Genomic DNA, 23,626 nt, shown 5'->3' on the forward strand with positions numbered 1-23,626 from the left:
CGGGCTGCCCTGGAAATTAGCGAGCGAATGACCTATGCTATGGCATATGCCAGATCGTGAGGGCGTCATGTTTCCGGAGCGTCACGTCAAATTATTCAAGAATGGCCGTAATCAAGCCGTTCGCATCCCCCGGGAATTCGAATTACCGGGAGAGGATGCGGTTATGCGCAAGGAGGGGAACCGGTTGATCATTGAACCGGTCAAGCTCAAATCCTTCGTGGCATTGCTGGATAGCTGGGAACCTTTGGACGAGGATTTTCCCGCTATTGACGATCTGCCAGCCGAAGATGTGTCGCTATAGTGCGCTACCTGCTGGATACCAACATCATTTCCCATATGATCCGCCATCCGGATGGGATGGCAACGGAACAGGCTCGTTTGGTAGAGCCTGCAGCCCTTTGCACCAGCATCATCGTGGCGGCGGAGTTGCGTTTTGGCGTTGCCAAGAAAGGGCTCCCAGCCCTGACGGCCAGAGTCGAAAATGCCCTTGAGATGCTCGATATCTTGCCGTTCGAAGCACCTGCTGATGAATTCTATGGACAGTTACGGGCGCGCGTGGAGGGGATGGGGCAGCCTATCGGGGCCAATGACATGCTTATTGCCGCCCAATGTCTGGCCCTCGACTACATTCTCGTGACTGACAACGAGCGTGAATTCGCCCGTATCGAAGGATTGCGGGTGGAAAACTGGCTGCGGGGATAGTGCGCTTATTCCTTCTTCTTGAACGCCGCCGCGAACTCCTCTGACGCCACGATGGCCAGCGCGCGGCGCAGGGCGGCGGATTCCTCCGCGCCGAACAGGGCGTCGAAGCGGCCTTGCGCCACCTGCCACAGCGCTTGCCCCTCGGCCTGCTTGGCCTCCCCCGCCGCGGTCAGGCGCGCGCGCTTGACGCGGCGGTCCCTGGCGTCGGGCACCAACTCGACATAGCCGTCGCGGACCAGCGGCTTCAGGGTGTGGCCCAGGGCCGACAGGTCCATGACCATGGCGGCGGCCACGTTCTGCAGCGTGCCGGCGGCGGGGTCGGACGCGGCGGCCGCCAGCTTCAGATGGGTCAGCAGGGTGTGCTGGGTGGGCATCAGGCCGGCCGGTGCCGTCATGTCGCCATAGAGCTGGCCCAGCCGGCGGGCGGCACGGCGCACGGCCGTGTTGGTGCAATAGTCCCAGCCCCAGCGGTTCGATGGGCGCCCGTCCGGGCCTTCATTCGATGATGCCGCCACCGGGGCCGGCGCTGTGGAGGCACGTTCATCCAATTCCATCATCCTTTCTAGACCAGCTCTTCCAAGACCGGCGGGCCGGTGCGGGCCATCCTGTCATCCGGCATCGCGACCAGTTCACAATAGGCGTCCCCAAGGCCGGTAGCCATTCCCGCCGTCACAAGCGAAGCGGGCCTGGGGCCCACACTTCATATGAGCAGGCGGCGGGCCAGTCGTCCCGGCATTCCCACCCGCCCTGCAATGCCCCCGGCGCGGTGCTTGAGGTCCACAAGCTCGATTGACTTGCATGATAATAGTGGCATATACCAGTTTCGTGATCAACGACGCCGACGGCGCCCCGCTTCCACCGCTTCTTCCCAAAGGAAAACTCCCATGAGCACCAAAGGTACCGCCCTCGTCACCGGCGCCTCTTCCGGCATCGGCGCCACCTATGCCGACCGCCTGGCCCGCCGCGGCTATGACCTGATCCTGGTCGCCCGCAACCAGGGCCGGCTGGAGGAAGCGGCCGCCCGGCTGCGGGCAGAGACCGGCGTGACGGTCGAGGTGCTGGCCGCCGACCTGGCCAACCAGGCCGACGTGGAGACGGTGGAGCAGCGCCTGCGCACCGACGCCGCCATCACCCTGCTGGTGAACAACGCCGGCCTGGGCCCCAAGGAGGGCTCGCTGGGCAGCGACATCGCCTACCAGGACACCATGATCGCGGTGAACGTCACGGCGGTGAACCGCCTGGCCGTCGCCGCCACCGACGCCTTCGCCGCCAAGGGGGCGGGAACCGTGGTCAACATCGCCTCCGTCGTCGCCCTGATCCCGGAGATGTTCAGCGCCACCTACGTCGCCACCAAGGCTTTCGTCCTGGCGCTGACCCAGTCGCTGCAGGCCGAGACCGCCAAGGCCGGCAAGGCCGTGAAGTTCCAGGCCGTGCTGCCCGGCCTGACGCGGACGGAGATTTTCGACCGTGTCGGCAAGTCCTTCGACGACCTGGACCAGAACATGGTCATGGAGGTGGGCGAGATGGTTGAGGCGGCCCTGGCCGGCCTGGACCAGGGTGAACTGGTCACCATCCCCTCGCTGCCCGACCCGGCGGATTTCGACGCGGTGAACAAGGCCCGCTACGCCCTGGGCCCCAACCTGTCGCGCAACCACGCCGCCAGCCGCTACAAGGCCGCCTGATCCATCACGGCGTGTCCACGTCCGTCCCGCTGGGCTTGCGGTTCTTGAAGTCCACCGGGGCGGGCGTCACCGGGCCGAGGCGGAGGACGTTCCGGTCGACGTGGCGTTTCAGCACCACGTCGACATAGGTCGTCTCATTGGGCTTCAGCGCCACGGCCAGGCCGGCGCCGTCGGTGCGGAACTCCACCGGCGCGTAGCGGACGAAGCCATCGTCCGGCCGGGCGTGGACGCGCAGGCCGAAGAGATTGCCCCGCAGCCCCGCCATGACATCGTAATCCAGGTAGTAGACCAGACAGTTGGGGGAGACGCCGTTGCGCTGCCGGTCGACGAAGAAGCCTTCGGGCAACGCGTCGGGGCTGTAGGCCGGCCCCCCCAGCAGATAGAGGTCGAAGTCGTTCACCGGGTCGCCCTGGTCGTCGCGGATGCGGAAGACCAGTTGGCTGTGGCGGCGGCCGTGCCCGGGCTTGGCCAGCGTGACCGCCGCCTGGGTGGCCGTGGTCAGGGCCGCCAGTTCCACCACGCGCGCATCATAGGCTGTGACCGAATCCACCCGCAGGCAGCGCAGGATTTCCCCCACGACGGGCTTGGCGGCGGCGGACTGCGGCGTGACGCTGCCCATGATGCCCAGGCGGTCGCCGGAATGGCTGGCGTCGGGGATGACGCCCAGGCCGATGGGGCGCCGGGGGGCCGGGGGGCCACCGGCGGGGGCGAGCAGGCCGGCCGGGCCGAAATGCCCGTTGACCACCGTCGTCGCCGTCTCGTTCAGCGTCAGGAACAGGCAGTTCAGGTTGGCGCCGGCCACCCGCACCACGCCGTCCGACCCTTCCTCCGCCAGGTAGGGATTGAGGAAATCGTAGAAGTGGCTGTCGATGGTCTGGCCCGTCAGCACGAAGGGGTAGAGGCCGGCGGCGGGCGGGTCGTAGTCCAGCCAGCGGTGGTTCAGGCGCCACTGGTCGGCGCTGCCCAGCGCCAGCCAGTCCAGGATGCGCTCCCCTGGTTCCACGCCGTTGAAGAAGGCCTTGATGCGGCCCACCCGCTCCTTCCCCAGGGTGGCGAGGGGGGAACCATGGTTGGCCGGGGCCAGCATGACCAGGTGGCGCAGGGGCGACGGGCGCAGGCCGGTCCCGCCGTCGTGCATACGCGTCACCCATTCCCGCGCCACCGGGCCGCCGGTGGAATGGGTGACGCAGGAAAAGTCGGGCAGGGGCGTGCCCGGCGCCGTGCCGGGGCCGACCAGCGTGTCGCGCAGGGCCTGGTCGAAGGCGCGCACCACGTCGGTCATGGTGACGGGGTTCTGGAAGCTGATGTAGCTGCCCAGATGAATGTGCCGCACGTCCAGGACGAGATTGGGCAGGGCTGGGCCGGGCGCCGGCAGCGCCGCCTGTCGCACCAGGGCGTCCGGCAAGCCGCCATAGGTCGCGGTGCTGGTGACGCTCCAGCCATGCACGAAAACCAGGATCATGGGCTTCCCCGACACGCGCCCCTCCGTGCTATCCCGGCCCGCAGTATAGCCGGGCGGACCCGGGTGGACAGCCCGTGCCTCACAGGGCTCCCGCCGGGTCCCGCACCTGGACGAAGGTGCCGTGGTCCTGGAAGAAGGTCAGGTCGGGGTTGGTTATGTTGGTGACGATGGTGTGGCGGGCATAGTCCTCGACATGCACCACCGTGGTCTTGTCCGCCTCCTGCCAGGTCACCAGGAACTGGTCGTCCCGCAATTCCTCCACCCGGATGGCCACGGTTTCCGATGGGCCCCGGCTGCCGTCCTTGCGGATGCCGGTGTAGGTCAGCGACGTGATCGAGGTGAAGTGCAACTCGACCCGGAAGGTGCTGAAGGTCACCAGGTAACGGTGGCCGACGGCGGGAAAAGGCTTGGCCATGGCAGGTCTCCGCGAAGGGATGCGCCGGGGGCGGGCTTCCTCCCCGGCATGCGTCACCTTAACAGGGATGCTCGTGCTGAATTACAACCATAAGGGGTTTAACCCTTCAGTTTGGCGCCGTATTGCATGTGGCGTCAGTACGCCACCCGCACCCGCGCGCCGTACAGGCGGGGCGGGCGGATGCTGGCGGTGTTGTAGCCGGCGCCCAGGGCCTGGGCGGGCTGGTAGCCGCTGGTCACCACCGCCTGGTTCTCCACGTTGTTGACATAGCCCGTGACGCTCCACCACGCGTGGGCGGGCGTGTAGGTCAGGCGCAGGTTGGTCATGTGGTACCCGCCCTGCACCTGCTGCGGCGCGTAGTCGTACGCGGTCTGGTAGGAGGAGGAGAGGTACACGTCCGCCGCCGCCGTCACCGTGCCGTCGCCGTCCAGGCGGAAATCGTGCTGGTAGCCGACGGTGGCGGTCCAGCGTGGGGCGTTGACGGCCGGCTTGCCCGCGCAATCCACCGCCCAGATCCTGGCCGCGCCCACGGGCTTGGGCACCGCGGTGGCCGAGGCGTTGGCGTAGGGGCAGCCCACGGCCGGCGTGGCGCCCAGGCCGCTGTAGTAGGTGTAGTGGAAATCGTCGTAGGCGGTGTCCAGGTACTGGCCGCTGGCGGTCAGCAGGTCGTCCCCCGTCACCTGCCACTTGCCGTCCACGGCCAGGCCGCGCATGTGCGCCCGGCCGGCGTTCTGCGTCACCAGCAGGGCGGCGTAGGGCGCCAGCGGCACGCCGGTCTGCACCGGGGCGGTGTAGGTGATCTGCTGGTCGCGGTATTCGTAATCGAACGCTTCCAGGTTCACCTGGGCCTTGCCGCCCAGAAGGCTGTTCTTCAGGCCCACGGTATAGGCCGTCAGATGCTCCGGCCCGTAATAGTCGCGCTGGTTGACGGGGGAGGAGAAGAAGCCCCCCGCCTTGAATCCGGTGGCGACGCTGGCATACAGCAGCGAGCCCGGGGCCACGTCGTAATCCGCCCCCACCTTCCAGCTGGCGCCGTTCCAGTCGTGCGTGTCCTGGCGGGGCAGCAGGGGGGGCAGGGTGGCGGAGAAGGTGTTGCTGCCGAACAGGATGTCTTGCGCCTTCTCCTCATGCGACAGGCGGCCGCCGGCCGTCAGGCGCAGGTCCGGCACCACGGCGTAGGTCACCTGGCCGTAGGCGGCCTCGGACTCGGCGTTCAGGTCGCCCTTGCCCACGGCGTGCTGGATGTAGTTGTCGTAATACTGGTTGGCGTAGAGCTTTTCGTTGAAATAGCTGACGCCGCCCACCCAATTCACCGGCCCCTGGCCGTTGGACGTCAGGCGCGCGTCGACGGAGGTGGAGCGTGAGCGGGCCGTCAGGCTGAAGGCGCTGGGGACATAGGCCAGGTAATCCTCATCCATGCCGCGATAGGCGGGGGTGAGGGTCAGGGTGGCGAAGCTGAAATCCTTCACGATGTCGGCCTTCAGGCCCCAGGACCTGTCGTCGATGAAGCCGTCGTTCCGGGCGTTGCGGATCAGCGGGTTCAGGCGGGCCAGCGGCGGCAGGGCGGCGTAATAGGCCTTCACCGCCGCCGGGTCGGACGGGCCGATCCAGGGGTTGTCGCCATTCACGAAGGGGTACTGCACCTGGGCGTCGCCCTTGCCGCCGCGATGGGCGTAGTCGGCGGCCAGGCGCACGCGCAAATCGTCCGCCGGCTCCAGCAGCACCTGGACACGGCCGGCCTGGCTCTGGTCGTCGTCATAGCCGTCGGAGAGATAGCCCTTGCGGTCCACCACCTGGGCCGCCACGCGCAGCGCCGCCTTGTCCGCCAGCGGCACGTTCAAGGCACCCTCGCCCTTGCGCAGGTTGTAGTTGCCGAACTCCAGCGAGGCGTGGCCCGAGGTCTGGCCCAGCACCGGCACCTCCGGCACGATGTTCAGCACGCCGGCCGAGGCGTTGCGGCCGTACAGCGTGCCCTGCGGCCCGGGCAGCAGCTCCAGCCGCTGCAGGTCATAGAACACCAGGCTGGCGCCGGCGGGGCGGGGGACGTAGACGCCGTCCAGGTTGAAGGCCACCGCCGGCTCGGCATAGCTGCTGACGATGTAGCTGCCGATGCCGCGCACGTAGAGCTGCGGCGTGCCGCCGGCGGCCGGCGCCACCACCAGGGCGGGCAGGGCGCTGGTCAGGTCGGTGGTGTTGGTCAGGCTGTTGGCCGCCAGGCTGTCGCCGGTCACGGCCTGCACGGCGATGGGGGCGAACCGCAGCGTCTCCATCCGCTGTTCCGCCGTGACCACGATGTCTTTCAGCACCGCGTCGTCTTTCGGCACGGCCTCGGGCGACGCGTCCGACGGGGCGGCGCCGTCGGCGGCGCCCGCGATGGCGGTATGGGGGGCGGCGGCCAAGAAAAGGGTGGCCATGGCCGTCGCCGGCCGGAACAGTCGGTTCATCTGTGTCCCCAACGCATGGCGCTGTTGGCCGGTCCCGAGCGGGGCCGGGGCGCCGCTTGGGCGGACGCCATTCGTGCCTATGCAGACAGGCGCAGGAGACAGAAAAGAACCATTTCACGCAACGAAATAATAATACCAATTTATAAGAATTTGTCACTGATACCGCGAGAACACACCCTCGACGGCGCCGTCCCCGCCCCCCTGGCCTTGCCCGGTGGGCGGAAACGGCGCCGCTACTTCAATCAGTATTTGTGAAACACGCTTTTATTAAGGGACCGATCCATCAATACCGGCCCTTAATACCGGCCCTTAATACCGAACCGTCGCGCGCACGCCGTAGGTGCGCGGCGGGCGGATGTTGGCGTAGTTCAGGCCGTTGCCGAAGGCCTGGTTGGGCTGGAAGCTGGTGCTGACCACCGCCTGGTTTTCCACATTGTTGACATAGCCGGTGACGGACCACAGGTCGTCCGCCGAATTGTAGGTCAGGCGCAGGTTGGTCATGTGGTACCCGCCCTGCACCTGCTTGGCCAAATAATCGTAGGCGGTGTAGTAGGAGGCGGAGAGGTACATGTCCGCCGCCGCCGTCAGGCCGGCCCCGTCGGCGAAGCGGAACTCATGCTCATAGCCCAGGTTGGCGGTCCAGCGCGGGGCGTTGGTGCCGGGCTTGCCGCTGCAGTTCACCGAGTAGATGGCGGAGGGCGGGACGGGTGCCGGGCTGGCCCCCGTCGCCACGCTGTAGGGACAGCCGACGGAGGGCGGGGCGCCGAAGTTGGAGAAATAGCTGTAGGTGAAGCTGGTGTAGCGGCTGTCGATATACTGCACGTTGGCGGTCAGCAGGTCCTGCGCCGTGGCCTTCCACCGCCCCTCCACCTCGACCCCCCGGATGCGCGACCGGCCCACGTTCTGCGTCACGAACACGGGGGCGTAAGGGAAGCTGGACACCCCGGTCAGCGAGGGCGCCAGATAGCTGATCTGCTGGTCGCGGTATTCATAGTCGAAGGCCTCGACGTTCAACTGCACCTGGTTGTCCCAGAAGCGGTTCTTCACACCGACGCTGTAGGCCGTCAGGTGCTCGGGGTTGAAGGTGTCGGGCCCGGCGCTGGCGAAGAAGCCACCCGCCTTGAAGCCGGTGCCGATGTTGGCGTACAGCAGCGACTGCGGCGCCAGGTCGTAATCCACGCCCACCTTCCAGGTGGCGGCGTTCCAGATGCGGTCGTCGGCGCGGGTGGCCAGCGTGGGCTTGGCCGGGCTGAACGTGGCGGTGCCGAACTGGGTGTCCTGCGTCTTCTCCTCATGGGTGAAGCGGCCGCCGGCCGTCAGGCGCAGGCTGTCGGTCAGCGCGTAGGTCAGCTGGCCGAAGGCGGCCACCGTCTCATCCGTCAGCTTGCTGTCGATCACCGTTTCCTGGACCCAGTGGTCATAGTCCTGGTTGGCCGCCACATCCTCGGTGAAATAATAGACGCCCGCCAGCCAGGTCAGCGGCCCGCCGTCCTTGGACGCCAGCCGCGCCTCCACCGATTTCTGCTTGGCGTCGCTCTCCACCCGGAAGGCGGAGGGGATGTAGGACAGGTAATCCTCATGCACCTCGCGATAAGCGGGGATGACGGTCAGGGTGGCGAAGCTGAAATCGTGGGTGATCTCGGCGTGCGTGCCCCAGAACTGGTCGTCGATGAAGCCGTCGCCCTTGGCGTTGCTGATCAGCGGATTGTGGGCGGAGGCCGCCGGCAGCCCGGCGTAATAGGCGGCGACCTCGCGCGGGTCGGACGGGCCGATCCAGGGATTGTCGGCGTCGGCGTAGGGGTACTGCACCTGGCCGGAGCCCTTGCCGCCCCGGTGGTAATAGTCGCCGGACAGGCGCACCCGCCAATCTTCCGTCGGCTCCAGCAGCAGCTGCAGGCGCCCGGCCTGGCCCTGGTCGTCGTTGTAGCCGTCGGTCAGGTAGCCCTTGCGGTCGATCACCATGCCGGAGGCGCGCAGCGCCGCCTTGTCGCCCAGCGGCACGTTGACGTAGGCGTCGCCCTTGCGCAGGTCGTAATTGCCGATGTCCAGCGTGGCGGCGGCCGACAGCGCGTCCAGCTTCGGCGTCTCCGGCAGCACGTTCAGCGCCCCGCCCGAGGCGTTGCGGCCGTACAGCGTGCCCTGCGGGCCCTTCAGCACCTCCACCCGCTGGATGTCGTAGAAGAAGCCGTTGGCCCCGGCGGGGCGGGAGATGTAGATGCCGTCCAGGTTCACCGCCACCGACTGCTCGGCATATTGGTTGGAGGCGAAGGTGCCGACGCCGCGCACATAGACCTGCGGCACCCCGCCCGCCGCCGGGGCGATCACCACCGAGGGCACGCTGCGCGTCAGGTCCGACACGTCGGCCACGCCCGCGTCCTTCAGCGCGGCGCCGCCCAGGGCCGACACGGCGATGGGCGCGTTCTGCAGGCTCTGCTCCCGCCGCTCGGCGGTGACGACGATGTCCTCAAGCTGGCCCGTCTCCGCTCCGGCGGCGGCGCTGGCGCCGGCGCCCTTCGCGGCGGGTGCGGCGGTCTGCGCCACGGCGGTTGAGGAGAGGAGGGCAAGGCCCACGCCAGGCGTCAGCATAAGGGCGACGGCAGCCGTCGCCGGACGCACGATCCGGTGCATATGTGTTCACTCCCTGCGCGGCCTTGTTGACCGGCCCATAGCCCCCACGGGGGAAACCCCGTGCTCTTCCAAGGGACTAAAGGCCGGGGCGCCGGTTCCCGGGCGCCTGCTGTGCCGCTACAGGGAAAGGTAGAACGCAATTATGCATTCATCAAATCGATAGGCTGGATAGGGGTGTATCGGGGGAAGTGATAATTCGCTCTATCATCGTTGGCTGCCCAAGGCCTATTTATCTGTACCGATTGGAGCAGCTGTCAGTGGGAGAATTAACTTAAATCAATAATCGTGTCATCTCATTAACGCCGCCTCCGTTGAAAAGTACGGCTGTCGAGACTGTTAACTTCTCCGCGTGTCGATTGATGCAGCACAGATTCCAACCAACCTTCACCCGCATCTGCCGCCCGCTCTTTGAAAGTCTCAAAAATCGCATTGGTCATAGTCTCAACACTGTAACCAGTCTCGGATGCGGCAAGTTCGAAGGCTGCCTGATATAGACGTAATAACAATTCAGCCCCATTGGCGCTCCCAGTCAAAACACGGAAGGATGAATCGCCAACCATCACAATTAACGCGGGCTCCGCACGTAGCATGCCCCCCATTGATCGGTGCCCACGGAGCGTGTTGCCTACAAGAGAATGTGAATAAAGCTCAGCGCCCGGATATGCCATCCGAAGCGTCCGCATCTGTTCTGCAAGTCTGCGGCCGCCACTACTATTTAACGTTCCGGTCTTGCTCTTTATTTGATGAAGGCGTAGGGAATCACCATCAGCTAGCGGAGGTTGAAGTACGTCAGCGCCAGGAAAGGGATTTAATTGAAAATCAAGGAGTTCAGAATTGTCCGCGCGTGGTTCAGGGTTCTTTACGTTGCCCCTCATGCGGCCAATGATTTCCTCGTGTAGATGACCCATTAAAGTCTCAAGGATCATCAAAGATTTGTGAGTGACAGTTGCCCCGATTGCGCTTCTGAAATCACCTTCACACAGGAGAGATTGTGTCGCAGCAAAAAGATAAGGGTCAAGAACATCACCAGGATTTCGGCCGCATTCAATATCTCCGGCTATTCTCGGAAGGTCAGCGATAATAGCAATAACCTTTTCGGTCGCCCATTGAAGAACTGTCTCTGGATTGTCAAACGCTCTCAGAAGTTGGGCTCGTCGCGCCAAATTCACCGCTGACAGGGGGATACTGCTTTCAGGTGTTCCTGCGGCGGCGAGAATATCCGTAAACATTTCTTGAAGATCGGCGAAGGGTAGGTTGGCTACTGTCTCAACCGGTTGTTCCTTAAGTTCAGCAGGAACGTTAATCGCCATCCGCAAATCGGAAAAGACATGGGCGCAAAATACGGCAGCATCTGAAAAAGCACGGCTGATAGTAGATTGTTGTGCACGCTGCATCTCCATCCGCAAAGAATTTCCAATTCTTTGGGCAGGATGTCTAGGAGGAAGGAACTGTATCATTATGCCGCCCTCGTGACCTTGTTGCGGGCGGATGCCCGGAGTCTTTCGACTGCGTGGGTCATCATTGTATCTATGTCGGGATGATGAATCGAATCTCGGCGCTTAGATGAGCCGTGCTTCTTGATTGCGGCGCCAATTGCTTTTCCAAGAGGTACAGGAACCGCATTTCCAACTTGCATATATTGAGCATTCATCGAACCGACAAACTTCCAGTCGGCAGGGAATCCCTGAAGTGCTGCGGCTTCGCGAACCGAAATTGGCCGATCGTATGCAGGATGGCAAAGAGCGCTGCCTTTCCGGTTTGCTCGCCCCGTGATTGTCGGTGCTGGGCGATCCCAAGCGAGGCGCCGGAAAAAACCGGTTTTTCCACCACCAGCATCAAAAGATTTCCCTAATGCGAGCCGTTGAACGTCGCTTGGCAAGGAGCGCCAGTTACCTCCTTCAGGTACCATCGCGAAGAACTTCCGAACCGGTTCAGTGTATTCTGAATGCGGGCCCGGGTCTTCTCTGAAGCTGAATATCGCATCGCGCACAGTAGCATAAGGTAACGCAGGATTACCATGCGTTGGCGTAGGTAGTGCGGCGGGAGGATGGTCACGTGAACCGAGCATCACAAATCGCAAGCGATGCTGCGGAGCACCATAATCGGCCGCATCCACCACGCCGAACGAGATATGATAGCCGAGTGCAGTCGCATCTTTTACAATTTGACGAAGTGCACTACCCGACATTTCGTCTTCTTGCAGTGCGCAAGCCTCATCGTCATCTTGGTTCAGCGAGCCATTCGCGTAACGCTTAAGGCTCCAATGCTTGCCAGGCCGTTCGGCAATCGGACGATGACGCAATGCCGCTGTCGTTAAATTCGCCACATTTTCAAGAAGAAAATAACGGGGACGAACTTCAGCGATTAATCTGAAATATTCATAAATTAAATTACCCCGAGGATCACTTAATGCGGCACGCTTTCCGCCTGATGAAAATGGTTGACATGGCGGTCCTCCCGACATTAGGAAAACATCGCCATCAAATGATCTGTGGTCACGAAGAGCTTTTGCGGTCAGCGTAACAACGTCGCCATTAATTAAATCCAGATCCGGTCGATTTTCTTGAATAGTGCGGCAGAATATTGAGTCAATCTCGACCGCAAGCGTAGGTGCCAACCCCGCCGCTTCTAAACCAAGATCCAATCCCATCGCACCTGAAAAGAATGACCAGACTTCGGGACGATCGTTTCCTGAGGCGGTTAATTCAATTTTTGTTTCGTCGTCACGCATCGTCGCGCCCTTCCAAAAACTTTAGTCCACACAGAATTGAAATTGCCCATCGCCGTCAACCAGCAGCGTGACAAAAATATTTATCCACAGGTATGTCCGGCGTGGGGTGAAAAAATATCCTTTATAAACAAACAGATAATAGCCTCTCTCGGTGGAGTGGGCTGACTCAGCCTTACTTTATCCGTTGTTGGTTATGAGTGTAGGGGGGAGGGCACTTATGATGGGCGGGAATCGGTTGCAATGTGAGCCAGGAGGCTGAAATGCTATCCCTTCCGTCGAGATGCTCGTTTCAGGCCGAGGTGGACTTGCCCCCTCACTCCCCCGCGCACTGAACCATGCTCGAATGCCGGTATGCGCTTGTCACCGATGACCACCACCATGTGGACCATGTCGGGGTGACGCTTGAGCCATAGGCCATCGTCCATGGCCTGGCGGATCGCATGGGCGCTACTTGTTCCGCCCAAAGGGATGCCGTCCACAAACGCCGAAGTCGGTCTTGATCGTCTCCGGCTTGGGGGCGGTGGGGCCGGAGTAAAAGATCACCAACAGGGCTTCCTGGGTGACGGACGGATCCGGCGGCAGAGGTTCCATGATCAGGTAGGTCAGCCTCCCGGTGGGGCCGCAGCCATAGGGATCGGCTTTCTGGTTGAGGCCCTTGACCGCGTAGAGGGTGCCCGTGCCGAAGGCCCCGGCTGGTGTCACGTCGTAAGTGACTTTCCCCAGGGTGATCTTGTCCGTCGTCACCTCCAAGGCGCCGATTGGGGCGCGTTGCGGGGAATTGTCCATCCACTTGCCCAGAACCTGGCCGTCGGCGTAGGCCGAGTTCGCCCGCAGCAGGAGCAGGGCCGGCAAAAATAATGGCAAAAAAAGATGGCGGCACATCGATCCTTATTCCTTCCGGCCGAAGGGATGTTCGCCGCAAACCGCCCTCTCATTGAGGGTGTCCGGCTTGGGCGCTTCCGGTGCCGCATAGAAGGTCAGCACGATGGCGCTGTAGGTGGCGTTGGAGATGGTGGGCTTGGGCCTCACGATGATGTGGCTGAGCGTCTTGGTGGGGCCGCAGCCGTTGGGATCGGTTTTCCGGTTCAGGCCGTTGACCGCGTACAGGACGCCGTCGCCAAAGGGCCCGGCCTGCGTCACCTCATAGATGACCCTCCCCACGGTGATCTTGTCGCGGGTGATGTCAAGCGGGCCCATCGGATCGTTCTTGGGCGCGGAATCGGTCCACCTCCCCAGGAAGCGATCATCGGCCCACGCCGGTGCCATGCCCATCAGAAGCAGGGGCAACGACATCAGCGCCGTTGAGACGCCGCGCGTCATCTATTTCCTGTCCCGGGCGAATGGATGCGCACCACAGACCCACATGTCATCGCCCAGCGTTTCGGGTTTCGGCGCCTCGGGGCCCGAATAAAAGGTGACCCGAAGATACGTTGAAAGGGAACTGGTGTCCGGCGTGTTGGGCTGCAGGATCAGATAGGTCAACTTGTGGGACAGACCGCAGCCATAGGGGTCGGCTTTCTGGTTGAGACCCTTGACCGCGTAGAGGGTGCCGGTGCCGAAGGCACCGGCTGGCGTCACGTCGTAGGTGACTTTCCCCAGGGTGATCTTGTCCGTCGTCACCTCCAAGGCGCCGATTGGGGCGTGTTGGGGGGAATTGTCCGTCCACTTGCCCAGAACCTGGCCGTCGGCGCAGGCGGCGTTCGCCTCAAGTATGAGCAGGGTCACGATGGGCAAGGTGCGGGAAATGCCGAGGTCCAAGCGGGCCTCCTGTCAACGCGGCTCTGGAACTGTGAACCATTGCCCGAACGCCGGGGTGTGCTTGCCGCCCATGATCACCACCACGTGCCATCTCCCGATCGCGCAGGCGCTACTTGCTCCGCCCAAAGGGATGCTGACCGCAGACGCCAACATCACTGTCGAGTGTTTCCGGCTTGGGCGCGTTGGCGCCGGAATAGAAGATCACCAGAATGGTGGCCTGGGGGACGATGGGATCCGGGGGGAGGGGCTTGATGATGAAGTAGGTGGCCGGATCGCTCGCGCCGCAAGGGCGGGGATCGGGTTTCGGCGTAAGGTCCTTCACCGCATAAAGGATGCCATTGCCAAAAGATCCCTTGGGCACGACGTCGTAGGTGACTTTCCCCAACTTGATCTTGTCGGTGGTGATCTCAAGGGTCCCCATTGGCCGGCGCTGGGGGGAGTTGTCATGCCATTTCCCAAGGAATGGGTCATCGGCCAGCGCGGCCATCGGCCCGGCCGCCGTCAACAGGGCGACGATGGGTAACACGAAACCGAGCCTCAAATGCTCCTCCCCTTTTGGGCCAAGGCACACCGCTCGAACAAGGCCGCTGTGACCTGATTGCGCTCGGCTTGGATGCCGTGACGAAAGCAGCACTTTGCCGCTTTGGCCCAGTCGCCGCTATTGATCGCATGGTTCATGGTTGAATAGGCCATCAGTCCGGCGGCCCGGTGATGGCGGGTTTTGCTGCGCCCGGCGCCCAAATTGTAGACCATGTCGAACAACGCGAGCTTCGCATCGTCCGGAAAGTCATCGAACTTGGGATAGATCAGTTTCAGATGGAGATGATCCGAATCCAAGTGAGCATCCAAAAGGGTGTTGGCGGTTGCCTGGGTGATCCGTAGATCGCTCTCATAATGCGCCGCCGTGTGTTTTTTGTGGGGCGTGGCGGACTTCTGCTGCTGGTGTCCAAGGAACAAGGCGCGCCAAGCGGCTTCGACCTCAAGTTTGCTAGCCGGCTGGTTGTTGCCCTTATGAAGAAAAGGAAGTGCGCTGGCGCTTTCCGCCGTCGCCAACAAGGTGCCACAGCCTACCGTCACCAAGCCCTCACTATCCAAATACATCCAAAGTACCTGATCTTCCCATCTGAGAAGCAGGGTTCTGATGTTCTCTCGCAAGGCTGGGAGGAGCATGGTCGGTGCTCTGGACGTTTTCATTAAAGACTGGTGCGAGGGCGCTTGCTGGCGATGCCTTGCCCCCACGTCAGGGAAATGAAAAGTGGGCCCGCGGTTTCAAGCCCTGCCTGAATGGTAGAGCGTCGTTCCCCTTTTCCTCCCACAAAAGGGCTCATCCCGGCGCGCGTCGGCCGCGCGGTTGAAAACGCCGCCGCCAGTTCTAGCGGCGCTCCTCCGCCCTCACTCCCCCGCGCACTCCTTCAAATACCCCCGCAGCCAGATCAGCCCCGGGTCGCGGTCGAACTGGTAGTGCCACTGCATCATCTCGGTCAGCAGGGGGAACTCGATGGGGGCGGGGAGGACGCGCAGGGGCAGGTGCTGGGCGTAGAGGCGGGCAAGCCTGGTGTGCATGGTGCTGATCATGTCGGTCTCCACCACGATGGAGGCGACGGAGGAGAAGTCGGGGACCACGGCGCCGACCTTGCGGGCGTAGCCGTAGCGGTCCAGGAACCATTGCTCGAAGGCCGGCGTGCGCCTGTCGCCGATGATCACCACCACGTGGGCCATGTCCAGGTACTGCTCGAACGTCAGGCTGTCGCCCACGGCCCCGTTGTCGCGCCAGACGACGCAGCTGTGCGTCTCCTCGAACAGGACCTCCTTGGGCTGGTCGCTGGCCAGGTAGGCCTCGGGCGAGATCACCAGGTCCACGTCGCCGCGGTTCAGGCGGTCGTGGATGCCGTCGGCCACGGCGCTGATCTCCAGCCGCAACCCCGGCGCCTCGCGCCGCAGGCGGCGGATGGCGCGGGCCAGCACCACCTCGGTGACATAGTCGGACGCCCCCACGCGGAACACGCGCTGGGCCGTGGCGGGGTCGAAGGTGGGGCGCGCCTCGATGGTGGTCTGCACCCGGATCAGGATGTCGCGCACCGGCTCCACCAAGGCCAGCGCCAGGGGCGTGGGCACCATGGCGCGGCCCACCATCACCATGATTTCGTCATCGAAATAATCGCGCAGGCGGGCCAGCGCCCCGCTCATGGCCGATTGGCTGAGGTGCAGGCGGTGGGCGGCGCGCGAAACGTTGCGCTCCTCCAGCAGCACGTCCAGGGCCACCAGCAGGTTCAGGTCGAAACGGCGGAAGCGCATGGGCGCCCATCCTCCCTATTTTATTGTTCGAGGCGATACCTCGTCGTACTTTGGTACGACAAAACCGATAGATGGGCCAGCCTTTCGGCGGGTGCAAGGACCGGCCGGCGGCGATGTCAGATATCGCCGGCGCCGATGGACCCGCATCGGAAAATACGCCTCAACCGATGGCCGCGCCCGCCGTACCGTGGCCGCCATAACAAACGTCCTAACAAATCGAACGGGAGGATGGGATGGTGGAGCGTGTGCGCCGGGTGCTGATCGTGGGCGGCGGCATCGGCGGCCTGTCGCTGGCCTCGGCCCTGTGCGACCGGGGCCTGGACGTGGACCTGGTGGAACTGCAGAAGGAATGGACGGTCTACGGCGTCGGCATCATCCAGCAATGTAACGTCGTGCGCGCCATGGCGGACCTGGGCTTGGTCGACCGCTACCTGGACGCCGGCTTCCCGTTCGAGGCCGTGGGCATGTATGCCCCCGACGGCCGCCTGCTGGCCAAGATACCGGGCCAGCGCCTGGCGGGGCCGCAATACCCCGCCAACCTGGGCATCAGCCGCCTGGCCCTGCACAAGGTGCTGAGTTCCGCCGTCGTCGAGAAGGGCGCTGCCGTCCGCCTGGGCACGACGGTGGAGCGGCTGGACCAGGACGACGTCGGCGTGGACGTGACCTTCAGCGACGGCGCCACCGGCCGCTATGACGTGGTGGTGGGGGCGGACGGGCTCTATTCCAAGGTGCGCGGCCTGCTGTTCGGGCCAGGGGAGGGTGGGAAGTACCGGCCGCGCTTCACCGGCCAGTCGGTCTGGCGCCACAACTTCCCGAGGCCGGCGGAGATCGACCACCTGGCGGCCTACACCGGGCCGGACGGCAACGCCGGCCTCTGCCCCCTGGCCGCCGACCTGATGTATCTGTTCGTGACGTCGGAGGAGCCGGGCAACCCCCGCATGCCGGCCGACCAATTGCACACCCTGATGCGCGACCGGATGAAGGGCTTCGGCGGCCTGATCGGGTCTTTGCGCGACCAGATCACCGACCCCGCCCAGGTGGTCTACAAGCCCATGGAGGTGCTGATGATGCCGGCCCCCTGGTACCGGGGCCGGGTGGTCCTGCTGGGCGACGCCGTGCACGCCACCACGCCGCACCTGGGGCAGGGCGCCGGCATGGCCATCGAGGACGCCGTGGTGCTGGCCGAACTGCTGCCCCAGGACGCGCCGCTGGCGGACCTGCTGGCCCGCTACATGGAGCGGCGGTATGAGCGCTGCCGCTTCATCGTCGACAGCTCCATCATGGTGGGGGAATGGGAGATGGCGCGCCGCCACGACGTGGATCGCATCGGCCTGGTGAAGAAGATGCTGGAGGTGACGGCTCAGCCGGTGTGAAGGGGGGCGTCACTCATCCCAGCGCGATGGCGGAGCCGGTGAAGGGCAGGGCCAGGGTGTAGCCGGCCGGGGGCGGCGTCACCGGCGTGGCGGCGGCGGTGCCGAACTGGGTGACGCCGGCGCCGATGTAGTTGGCAAGGTCATGGCGGGCGCCGCTGAAGTCGAAGGGTGTGCTGGCGACCAGGCGGGCGGAGAAGACGTTGGTGCCCACCACGGGGGCCGGCGCGCCGTTGACCGACACGGTGACCGTGGTGCCCACCACCAGGCTGACGCGGCGGAAGGTGGCGATGCACTCCCCCGTCGCGAAGGTGGCCGGGTCGTCGAAGGTGGCGGCCGGCTGGCGCTGCAAGTACAGCGAGAAGGCGCCCACCGGGTCCAGGCCCAGCGCCAGGGCACCGTTGCTGGCGCCACCGGCCGTGAAGGGCTGGGCGGCGAAGGTGAAATGGGCCGCCGTCTCGCTGGGCGTGGCGTCCGGCGGCCCCGCGAACAGGGGGACCCCGGGGAAGGGCAGGTGCAGGAAATAGCCGTAGTCGGCCAGCGTGCCGTCGGCGGCCTTGTAGAAGCGGCCGGTGGCGTACCAGGCCAGTTCTCCGGTGAGCAGGGGCGCGGTCATGGCGGGGCGATCCTCCGATAGGGCATACCCGTATACCGTGTGCCGGCCGCCGCCGCAGCCCCGGCGCAGGGCGTATCGCTTTGGCTCAGGCGCCCGGGCGCGGCCCGGTGTAGAGCGCGCGCGGGCGGATGAGGTGGGCGTCGGCGCGCTGCTCCAGCGCGTGGGCGATCCAGCCCAGGGAGCGGCCCAGGGCGAACAGGCCGAAGGCGGCGCCCATGGGCAGGCCCAGATGGCGGCGCAGCGCCACCAGGGCGGTGTCGATCACCGGCGGCTGGCCCACCAGGCGCTGGGTCTGCGCCTGCACCACGGCCCAGGTGGGGCGCTGGGGCAGGATGCGGGCCAGCAGCGCCGTGGCGCGCGGGTCGCCGGCGGGGTACAGCGGGTGGCCGTGGCCCGGGATGTCCTCCCCCCGCGCCAGGCGCTGGCGCAGGCGGGCGGCGGTCTCGCCATCCGCGCCCACCTCGTCCCACAGGGCCTCCACCCGCGCGGTCAGGCCGCCGTGGCGCGGGCCGCCCAGGGCCGCCAGCCCGCCGATGACCGCCGCCCGCAGGCTGGCATCGGTGGAGGCGACGCAGCGGGCGGTGAAGCTGGAGGCGTTCAACTCATGGTCGGCGCACAGCACCAGGGCCATGCGCACCAGGTCGGCGCCGTCCTTGTCCAGCTTCCACGCCTTGGCGCACTGCGTGTGCAGGGGGGCGGCGCTGGGGGCCGTGCCCAGCAGGCAGGCCGTCAGCAGCCGCACCAGCGCCCCCGCCCCCTGCGCCAGGCGGCCGGGCGCCCGCTGCCAGGCGGCGGTGTCGGCGTCCTCGCTGGCCAGCGCCAGCAGGGGCAGCAGCGCCTCCTCCGCCCGGCGGCCGTGGAAGGCGGCCTGGGCCACGGCGAAGGCCTGCGCGGGCTGGGGCAGGGGGCCGCTGAACGCTTCCTCCGGCGCCACCCGCCACAGCAGGCCCGCCACCTCCTCCACGCTGGCGCGGGCGGCGAGGTCCACCGCGTCCCGGCCCCGGTAATAGAGGTGGCCGTCCTGGATCAGGGTGATGGCCGACTCCAGCACAGGCAGGCCCCAGTCCAGCGTGGCCTTGGCGATCTCCTTGGGTCGGCGGCCCCGGATGCGGGTCAGGGCCAGGCGGTCGACCTCCGCCGCCAGGTAGCGGCTCTCCCGGGGGCCGGTGCCCGTGGCGGTGTCCGGCTGGGCGCGCAGCAGCCCCCGGCTGACATAGGCGTACAGCGTCTGGCGGGAGACGCCCAACCGCGTGGCGGCCTGGGCGGCGGTCAGCAAGTCGGCCATGGGGGCTTCCGGGTTGATTACTTTCATCAATGTTGATTCAGTTAATCAACATTGACGATTAATGTCACCGGTTCATCGTCGGGCTGTCCCTGAAGCCTGAGGAGGCCCGACCATGACCACCCCCGACACCACCCCCGACCGGCGCTTCCTGGCCGGCATCTGGCGGGCCCTGGGCGGCGCGCCCGACGCGCTGGACCGGGTGCGCTTCACCGGCGCCGGCAGCCTGCCGTCCGTCTTCGCTGTCAGCGACCTGGCCGTGGCCTCGGTGGCCGCCGCCGGCCTGGCCCTGGCCGAGCTGGCGGGCGCGGACGGGGTGGTGGCCGACCGCCGCCTGTCCTCCGCCTGGTTCGGCTATGCCCTGCGGCCCCTGGGCTGGGACCTGCCGCCCGCCTGGGACGCGGTGGCGGGCGACTACCGCGCCGCCGACGGCTGGATCCGCCTGCACACCAACGCCCCACACCACCGCGCCGCCGCCTTGTCCGTGCTGGGCGTGCCGGCGGAGCGGGCGGCGGTGGCCCGGGCCGTGGCGGGCTGGACGGCCAGCGACCTTGAGGCGGCGGTGGTGGCGGCCGGCGGCTGCGCCGCGGAGATGCGCAGCGCCGAGGCCTGGGCCGAACACCCCCAGGGCCGGGCCGTGGCGGCCTCACCCTTGTTGACCCTGGAAACGGCGGGGCAGGGCGCGCGGAACTGGCGGCCCGATGCGGCCCGGCCCCTGGCCGGCATCCGCGTGCTGGACCTGACCCGTATCCTGGCCGGGCCCACAGCCACCCGCTTCCTGGCCGGCTGCGGCGCCCAGGTGCTGCGCATCGACCCGCCCGGCTGGGCGGAGCCCAACCTGGAGCCGGACATGACCCTGGGCAAGCGCTGCGCCCGCCTAAACCTGCGGCGGGCCGACGATGTGGCGACCCTGAAGCGCCTGCTGGCCCAGGCCGATGTGCTGGTCCACGGCTACCGCCCGGACGCCCTGGCCCGCCTGGGCCTGGATGCGGACGGCCGCCGCGCGCTCAATCCCGGCCTGGTGGACGTCTGCCTGGATGCCTATGGCTGGGACGGGCCCTGGGCCGGGCGGCGCGGCTTCGACAGCCTGGTGCAGATGAGCGCCGGCCTCGCCGAGGCGGGCATGCGCCTGCTGGGCCGCGACAAGCCCACGCCCCTGCCGGTGCAGGCGCTGGACCATGCCACCGGCTACATCCTGGCGGCCATGGCGCTACGCGGCCTGGCGCACCGGGCGCGCACCGGCCAGGGCACGGTGGGCCGCACCGCCTTGGCCAGCACCGCCCGCCTGCTGCTGGACGGTGGGGCCGGGCCTGAGGACGCCGGCCCTCTGGCCCCCGAGACCGATGCCGACTTCAACCCGGTCCTGGAACACACCGCCTGGGGCCCCGCCCACCGCCTGTTGCCGCCGGTGGTGGTGACCGGCGCGCCGTTGGCCTGGGACCGGCCGGCGGGGCCGCTGGGCGCCAGCCCCGCCACCTGGGACTGATGTTCAGCATTGCAATTGCGAATTACTCTTATTTATAGTGCCGGACGCTTGTGGGCACCGGCTGGGGGATGATGGCCGACGCCCGGAATACGCACGGAAATTTGGGCAGCGGCATGACGGCGACGATGGGCTTATTGGGGGGCTTGGCCCTGACGGTGCTGGGCATCGTCCTGCTGCGGCGGGTGTGGGCCTCGGCCACCGCGTCGCGCTGGCGCGCCCTGCGGGGCTGGGCCCTGATCGTCGCGGGCTTCGCCGGCTGGCTGGCCGTGGCCGACGCCGACAAGGCCATCGTCATCGGTTTCCTGGCCTTTTCCTTGGTGGGCTACGGCGTGGTGATCCTGGGCCGGGATCGGCGCCGCCGGCCGCACCGCGCGCCCAAGGCCCCCGTGGCCGCCCCGGCGGAGCCTGGCGGACGGGCCTGGGTGACCTTCCTGCGCGGCGCCGCGCGCACCCTGCTGGCGGGTCCGCTGGCCGCCGCCATCGGCCTGTCGGTGGCCGCCCTGGTGGCGGTGCGCGCCGGGGGGATCGAAGCCGACCGCTTGGTGGCCGCCGGCTTCGTCGGCCCCATCGGCTGGGGGATCGCCATGACCTGGGCCCTGGTGGACGCGCGCCTGGCCCGGGTGGGCGTGCTGCTGCCGCTGGCGGCCGGCGCCGCCGTGGCGGCCACCTGGCTGGCCCGGGTCTGAGGGAAGGGGGTCGAGACATGCTGAAGCGCATCGCCGCCCGCGTCCTGGCCCGCCGCAAGGCCGATCCCGCCGCCGATGGCGGGCCCCGCGCCCGCGGCGGCTTCGTCCAGTCCGCCCTGGCCGGGCATTCCGCCCTGGGGTTGGGGCTGGGCGCGCTGATCTACATCGTCTGTCTCAGCGGCGCCATCGCCGTCTTCGCCGATGACCTCAGCCGCTGGGAATGGGCCGGCACCCCTGAGACCGCCACCCTGGCGCCGGAGGTGGTGGACCAAGCCCTGGCCGCCGGCCTGGCGCGTGCGGCCGATCAAGCGGGTGGGGTGGAGAAGGTGACCGGCCTCTATGCCCTGCTGCCCCGGCCGGACTGGCCCCATCTGGCGGTGCGCGCCTACACGCCGGCCGGCGCGGTCACCTGGCGGGCCGGCGCCGACGGCGTGCTGGCCGATACGCCGTCCGACGCCTGGACCGACTTTATCGGCGAGGTCCACATGGAACTGAGCCTGCCGGGGGTGTGGGCGGGCCTGGCCGTGGGCACGGTCGGCATCGCGCTGCTGTCGCTGCTCTTCTCCGGCATCCTGGCCCACCCGCGCATCTTCCGCGACGCCTTCGCCCTGCGGCTGACCGGCGCGCGGCGCCTGGGCCTGGCTGATCTGCACAACCGGCTCAGCGTCTGGGGCCTGCCCTTCCATATCGCCATCACCGTCACCGGGGTGCTGTTCGCGCTGGCCGGCCTGATGATCCTGGCCGTGGCCCAGGTGGGCTACCAGGGGGATCTCGCCCGTGCCTATGCCCCCTTGAGCGGGCCGCAGGTCGCGGCCGACGCCGTCCCCCAGCCTCTGCCGCCCATCGCCCTGCTGCAGGGCCAGGTGGCCGACCCCACACCGGGGGCGGCGCGCGTCTCCCGCTTTTATTACGTGGAGCGGCCGGGCACCAAGGGCCAGCGCATCCTGCTGGACATGACCCGTCACGACGGTTTGACCCAGGGCGACCGCAACTATTTCAATGGTGAAGGCACGCTGCTGGCCCCGGCGGGATTCCTGGAGGGGCCCGTGGGCATGCGCGTCTACGGCGCCTCGCTGGCCTTGCATTGCGCCACCTATGGCGGCCTGCCGGTGCGCCTGGTCTATGGCGTGCTGGGCCTGGCGCTCAGCATCGTCACCGCCACGGGCTTTTCCATCTTCCTGGCCCGGCGTCGCGACCGGGGCCGGCCACTGCCCCGGCTGGAGCGGGCCTGGGCCGGCATCACCTGGGGCGTGCCCCTGGCGGCGACCGTCTCCGCCGCCTTCACCCTGGTGCCGGACTTGGCGCGGGAGGCGGTCTATCTTCGGAGCTTCTGGGGCTTGGTGGCGGTCCTGCCACTGTTGAGCTTGGCGGCACCTACGGGTGAGCGGGCGTCGCGGACTTTGCGCCTGTTCCTGGGGGCCGCCCTGGTGCTGCTGGCCGGTGCCCACGCCACCCGCCATGGCACGGGCCTGCCAGCGGCGGCCCTGGTGATCGACCTGGTCTTGGCCCTGGCCGGCCTGGGCTTCGCCTTCAGCACCGGCCTGGTCGGCCGCCGCGCCCGGACACTGGCCGCCCAGGCCAATCCCGCGCCTTAAGCCTTTTCTGCTGCTGCCGGCGCCACCACCATGGTGCGCAGCACGGCCGCCACGTCGTCGGGGATGGGGGTGGGGCGGCGGGTGGCGTTGTCGACATAGACATGGACGTAGTGCCCGGCGGCGGCCGGCGCATCCTCGTCATTGCGGAACAGCGCCAGTTCATAGCGCACGCTGCTGCGCCCCATGTGCGCCACCCGCACGCCCACCGTCACCCGGTCGGGGAAGGTGATGGGCGCGAAATAGCGGCACTGCGTCTCCACCACCAGGGCGATGGCGGTACCCCGATCCGGCGCCAGCACGCCCTTCTCGATCATGTGCTGGTTCACCGCCGTGTCGAAATAGCTGTAGTAGACCACGTTGTTGACGTGTCCATAGGCGTCATTGTCGGCCCAGCGGGTGGTGATGGGCTGGAAGTGGCGATAGTCGGCGCGGCTTTCCGGAATGTTCTTGGCCGGGGTGCTCATCAGGAGTCCT

At 66.6% G+C, this 23,626-nt stretch carries 23 protein-coding genes; 7 read left to right on the forward strand and 16 right to left on the reverse strand.

Features of this window, described 5'->3' with window-relative positions; translation table 11 throughout:
- Window positions 1-67 precede the first annotated feature (67 nt).
- Together UAA55_RS22745 and UAA55_RS22750 are read left to right on the forward strand one after the other, a co-directional pair.
- Window positions 68-301, forward strand: coding sequence for an antitoxin (locus tag UAA55_RS22745; RefSeq protein ID WP_004273055.1), 234 nt, complete (start codon window positions 68-70; stop codon window positions 299-301).
- Window positions 301-702 (forward strand): type II toxin-antitoxin system VapC family toxin, encoded by a 402-nt coding sequence (locus UAA55_RS22750; protein WP_322955587.1) that lies wholly within the window; start codon window positions 301-303, stop codon window positions 700-702. The genes UAA55_RS22745 and UAA55_RS22750 overlap by 1 nt, the downstream gene beginning before the upstream one ends.
- Before the next feature lie 5 nt (window positions 703-707).
- Here the strand turns inward: UAA55_RS22750 and UAA55_RS22755 are convergent, their stop codons facing one another.
- Window positions 708-1,250, reverse strand: a complete 543-nt coding sequence (locus tag UAA55_RS22755) for a MarR family winged helix-turn-helix transcriptional regulator (RefSeq protein WP_322955590.1) — start codon at window positions 1,248-1,250, stop codon at window positions 708-710.
- A 336-nt stretch (window positions 1,251-1,586) separates the two neighbouring features.
- Between UAA55_RS22755 and UAA55_RS22760 the strand changes: the two genes are divergently transcribed.
- A complete protein-coding gene (locus tag UAA55_RS22760) occupies window positions 1,587-2,384 on the forward strand; it encodes an SDR family NAD(P)-dependent oxidoreductase (RefSeq protein ID WP_322955592.1) in 798 nt (265 codons plus the stop codon).
- A gap of 4 nt (window positions 2,385-2,388) precedes the next feature.
- Here UAA55_RS22760 and UAA55_RS22765 read toward each other — a convergent pair whose 3' ends face one another.
- The 12 genes from UAA55_RS22765 to UAA55_RS22820 all read right to left on the reverse strand — a co-directional run bounded on the left by UAA55_RS22765 (window position 2,389) and on the right by UAA55_RS22820 (window position 16,117).
- Window positions 2,389-3,846, reverse strand: a complete 1,458-nt coding sequence (locus tag UAA55_RS22765; RefSeq protein ID WP_322955595.1) for an esterase/lipase family protein — start codon at window positions 3,844-3,846, stop codon at window positions 2,389-2,391.
- A 79-nt stretch (window positions 3,847-3,925) separates the two neighbouring features.
- Window positions 3,926-4,261, reverse strand: coding sequence for a MoaF-related domain-containing protein (locus UAA55_RS22770; RefSeq protein ID WP_322955596.1), 336 nt, complete (start codon window positions 4,259-4,261; stop codon window positions 3,926-3,928).
- A gap of 134 nt (window positions 4,262-4,395) precedes the next feature.
- Window positions 4,396-6,705 carry a TonB-dependent receptor gene (locus UAA55_RS22775; protein ID WP_322955597.1) on the reverse strand — a complete coding sequence of 770 codons (2,310 nt, stop codon included), beginning with the start codon at window positions 6,703-6,705 and terminating at the stop codon, window positions 4,396-4,398.
- 309 nt (window positions 6,706-7,014) lie between these two features.
- The gene (locus UAA55_RS22780) at window positions 7,015-9,333 is read right to left on the reverse strand and encodes a TonB-dependent receptor (RefSeq protein WP_322955598.1); all 2,319 of its coding nucleotides are present in this window, start codon (window positions 9,331-9,333) and stop codon (window positions 7,015-7,017) included.
- 296 nt (window positions 9,334-9,629) lie between these two features.
- Window positions 9,630-10,733 (reverse strand): hypothetical protein, encoded by a 1,104-nt coding sequence (locus tag UAA55_RS22785; protein WP_322955599.1) that lies wholly within the window; start codon window positions 10,731-10,733, stop codon window positions 9,630-9,632.
- A 56-nt stretch (window positions 10,734-10,789) separates the two neighbouring features.
- Window positions 10,790-12,064, reverse strand: coding sequence for a DNA cytosine methyltransferase (locus UAA55_RS22790; protein WP_322955601.1), 1,275 nt, complete (start codon window positions 12,062-12,064; stop codon window positions 10,790-10,792).
- 447 nt (window positions 12,065-12,511) lie between these two features.
- On the reverse strand, window positions 12,512-12,916 hold the full coding sequence (locus UAA55_RS22795; protein WP_322955602.1) for a hypothetical protein: 405 nt from the start codon (window positions 12,914-12,916) through the stop codon (window positions 12,512-12,514).
- 36 nt (window positions 12,917-12,952) lie between these two features.
- Window positions 12,953-13,384, reverse strand: coding sequence for a hypothetical protein (locus tag UAA55_RS22800; protein WP_322955604.1), 432 nt, complete (start codon window positions 13,382-13,384; stop codon window positions 12,953-12,955).
- Window positions 13,385-13,822: a hypothetical protein gene (locus UAA55_RS22805; protein ID WP_322955605.1), complete on the reverse strand. Its 438-nt coding sequence runs from the start codon at window positions 13,820-13,822 to the stop codon at window positions 13,385-13,387.
- Window positions 13,823-13,931: 109 nt separating this feature from the next.
- On the reverse strand, window positions 13,932-14,363 hold the full coding sequence (locus tag UAA55_RS22810) for a hypothetical protein (RefSeq protein WP_322955607.1): 432 nt from the start codon (window positions 14,361-14,363) through the stop codon (window positions 13,932-13,934).
- The gene (locus UAA55_RS22815) at window positions 14,360-14,923 is read right to left on the reverse strand and encodes a lysozyme family protein (protein ID WP_322955608.1); all 564 of its coding nucleotides are present in this window, start codon (window positions 14,921-14,923) and stop codon (window positions 14,360-14,362) included. The genes UAA55_RS22810 and UAA55_RS22815 overlap by 4 nt, the downstream gene beginning before the upstream one ends.
- Window positions 14,924-15,214: 291 nt before the next feature.
- Window positions 15,215-16,117, reverse strand: coding sequence for a LysR family transcriptional regulator (locus UAA55_RS22820; protein WP_322955609.1), 903 nt, complete (start codon window positions 16,115-16,117; stop codon window positions 15,215-15,217).
- Between the two features lie 233 nt (window positions 16,118-16,350).
- On the opposite strand from UAA55_RS22820, the gene UAA55_RS22825 reads away from it, so the two are divergent.
- Window positions 16,351-17,490, forward strand: coding sequence for an FAD-dependent oxidoreductase (locus UAA55_RS22825; protein WP_322955610.1), 1,140 nt, complete (start codon window positions 16,351-16,353; stop codon window positions 17,488-17,490).
- A 13-nt stretch (window positions 17,491-17,503) separates the two neighbouring features.
- On the opposite strand, the gene UAA55_RS22830 is transcribed toward UAA55_RS22825, so the two are convergent.
- Together UAA55_RS22830 and UAA55_RS22835 are read right to left on the reverse strand one after the other, a co-directional pair.
- The gene (locus UAA55_RS22830) at window positions 17,504-18,103 is read right to left on the reverse strand and encodes a hypothetical protein (protein ID WP_322955611.1); all 600 of its coding nucleotides are present in this window, start codon (window positions 18,101-18,103) and stop codon (window positions 17,504-17,506) included.
- A gap of 85 nt (window positions 18,104-18,188) precedes the next feature.
- A complete protein-coding gene (locus tag UAA55_RS22835; protein WP_322955612.1) occupies window positions 18,189-19,388 on the reverse strand; it encodes a citrate synthase family protein in 1,200 nt (399 codons plus the stop codon).
- 112 nt (window positions 19,389-19,500) lie between these two features.
- Here UAA55_RS22835 and UAA55_RS22840 point away from each other — a divergent pair, with 112 nt between their 5' ends.
- The 3 genes from UAA55_RS22840 to UAA55_RS22850 all read left to right on the forward strand — a co-directional run bounded on the left by UAA55_RS22840 (window position 19,501) and on the right by UAA55_RS22850 (window position 23,152).
- The gene (locus tag UAA55_RS22840; RefSeq protein WP_322955613.1) at window positions 19,501-20,871 is read left to right on the forward strand and encodes a CoA transferase; all 1,371 of its coding nucleotides are present in this window, start codon (window positions 19,501-19,503) and stop codon (window positions 20,869-20,871) included.
- A gap of 113 nt (window positions 20,872-20,984) precedes the next feature.
- Complete coding sequence (locus tag UAA55_RS22845) at window positions 20,985-21,557, forward strand: hypothetical protein (protein WP_322955614.1); 573 nt, start codon at window positions 20,985-20,987, stop codon at window positions 21,555-21,557.
- Between the two features lie 17 nt (window positions 21,558-21,574).
- Window positions 21,575-23,152 (forward strand): PepSY-associated TM helix domain-containing protein, encoded by a 1,578-nt coding sequence (locus UAA55_RS22850; protein ID WP_322955615.1) that lies wholly within the window; start codon window positions 21,575-21,577, stop codon window positions 23,150-23,152.
- Here the strand turns inward: UAA55_RS22850 and UAA55_RS22855 are convergent.
- A complete protein-coding gene (locus tag UAA55_RS22855; protein WP_322955616.1) occupies window positions 23,149-23,616 on the reverse strand; it encodes an acyl-CoA thioesterase in 468 nt (155 codons plus the stop codon). The two genes, UAA55_RS22850 and UAA55_RS22855, sit on opposite strands and share 4 nt — an antisense overlap.
- Window positions 23,617-23,626 lie beyond the last annotated feature (10 nt).

Origin of the sequence: Nitrospirillum guanabarense (assembly GCF_034653355.1) — a bacterium.
Taxonomy (GTDB): Bacteria; Pseudomonadota; Alphaproteobacteria; order Azospirillales; family Azospirillaceae; genus Nitrospirillum.

Coding starts and splice junctions, on each gene's coding strand:
- UAA55_RS22745 (WP_004273055.1), top strand. CDS start 68: ATGTTTCCGGAGCGTCACGTCAAATTATTCAAGAATGGCCGTAATCAA.
- UAA55_RS22760 (WP_322955592.1), top strand. CDS start 1,587: ATGAGCACCAAAGGTACCGCCCTCGTCACCGGCGCCTCTTCCGGCATC.
- UAA55_RS22765 (WP_322955595.1), bottom strand. CDS start 3,846: ATGATCCTGGTTTTCGTGCATGGCTGGAGCGTCACCAGCACCGCGACC.
- UAA55_RS22770 (WP_322955596.1), bottom strand. CDS start 4,261: ATGGCCAAGCCTTTTCCCGCCGTCGGCCACCGTTACCTGGTGACCTTC.
- UAA55_RS22775 (WP_322955597.1), bottom strand. CDS start 6,705: ATGAACCGACTGTTCCGGCCGGCGACGGCCATGGCCACCCTTTTCTTG.
- UAA55_RS22780 (WP_322955598.1), bottom strand. CDS start 9,333: ATGCACCGGATCGTGCGTCCGGCGACGGCTGCCGTCGCCCTTATGCTG.
- UAA55_RS22785 (WP_322955599.1), bottom strand. CDS start 10,733: ATGGAGATGCAGCGTGCACAACAATCTACTATCAGCCGTGCTTTTTCA.
- UAA55_RS22790 (WP_322955601.1), bottom strand. CDS start 12,064: ATGCGTGACGACGAAACAAAAATTGAATTAACCGCCTCAGGAAACGAT.
- UAA55_RS22800 (WP_322955604.1), bottom strand. CDS start 13,384: ATGACGCGCGGCGTCTCAACGGCGCTGATGTCGTTGCCCCTGCTTCTG.
- UAA55_RS22815 (WP_322955608.1), bottom strand. CDS start 14,923: ATGTATTTGGATAGTGAGGGCTTGGTGACGGTAGGCTGTGGCACCTTG.
- UAA55_RS22820 (WP_322955609.1), bottom strand. CDS start 16,117: ATGCGCTTCCGCCGTTTCGACCTGAACCTGCTGGTGGCCCTGGACGTG.
- UAA55_RS22825 (WP_322955610.1), top strand. CDS start 16,351: ATGGTGGAGCGTGTGCGCCGGGTGCTGATCGTGGGCGGCGGCATCGGC.
- UAA55_RS22830 (WP_322955611.1), bottom strand. CDS start 18,103: ATGACCGCGCCCCTGCTCACCGGAGAACTGGCCTGGTACGCCACCGGC.
- UAA55_RS22835 (WP_322955612.1), bottom strand. CDS start 19,388: ATGGCCGACTTGCTGACCGCCGCCCAGGCCGCCACGCGGTTGGGCGTC.
- UAA55_RS22840 (WP_322955613.1), top strand. CDS start 19,501: ATGACCACCCCCGACACCACCCCCGACCGGCGCTTCCTGGCCGGCATC.
- UAA55_RS22845 (WP_322955614.1), top strand. CDS start 20,985: ATGACGGCGACGATGGGCTTATTGGGGGGCTTGGCCCTGACGGTGCTG.
- UAA55_RS22850 (WP_322955615.1), top strand. CDS start 21,575: ATGCTGAAGCGCATCGCCGCCCGCGTCCTGGCCCGCCGCAAGGCCGAT.
- UAA55_RS22855 (WP_322955616.1), bottom strand. CDS start 23,616: ATGAGCACCCCGGCCAAGAACATTCCGGAAAGCCGCGCCGACTATCGC.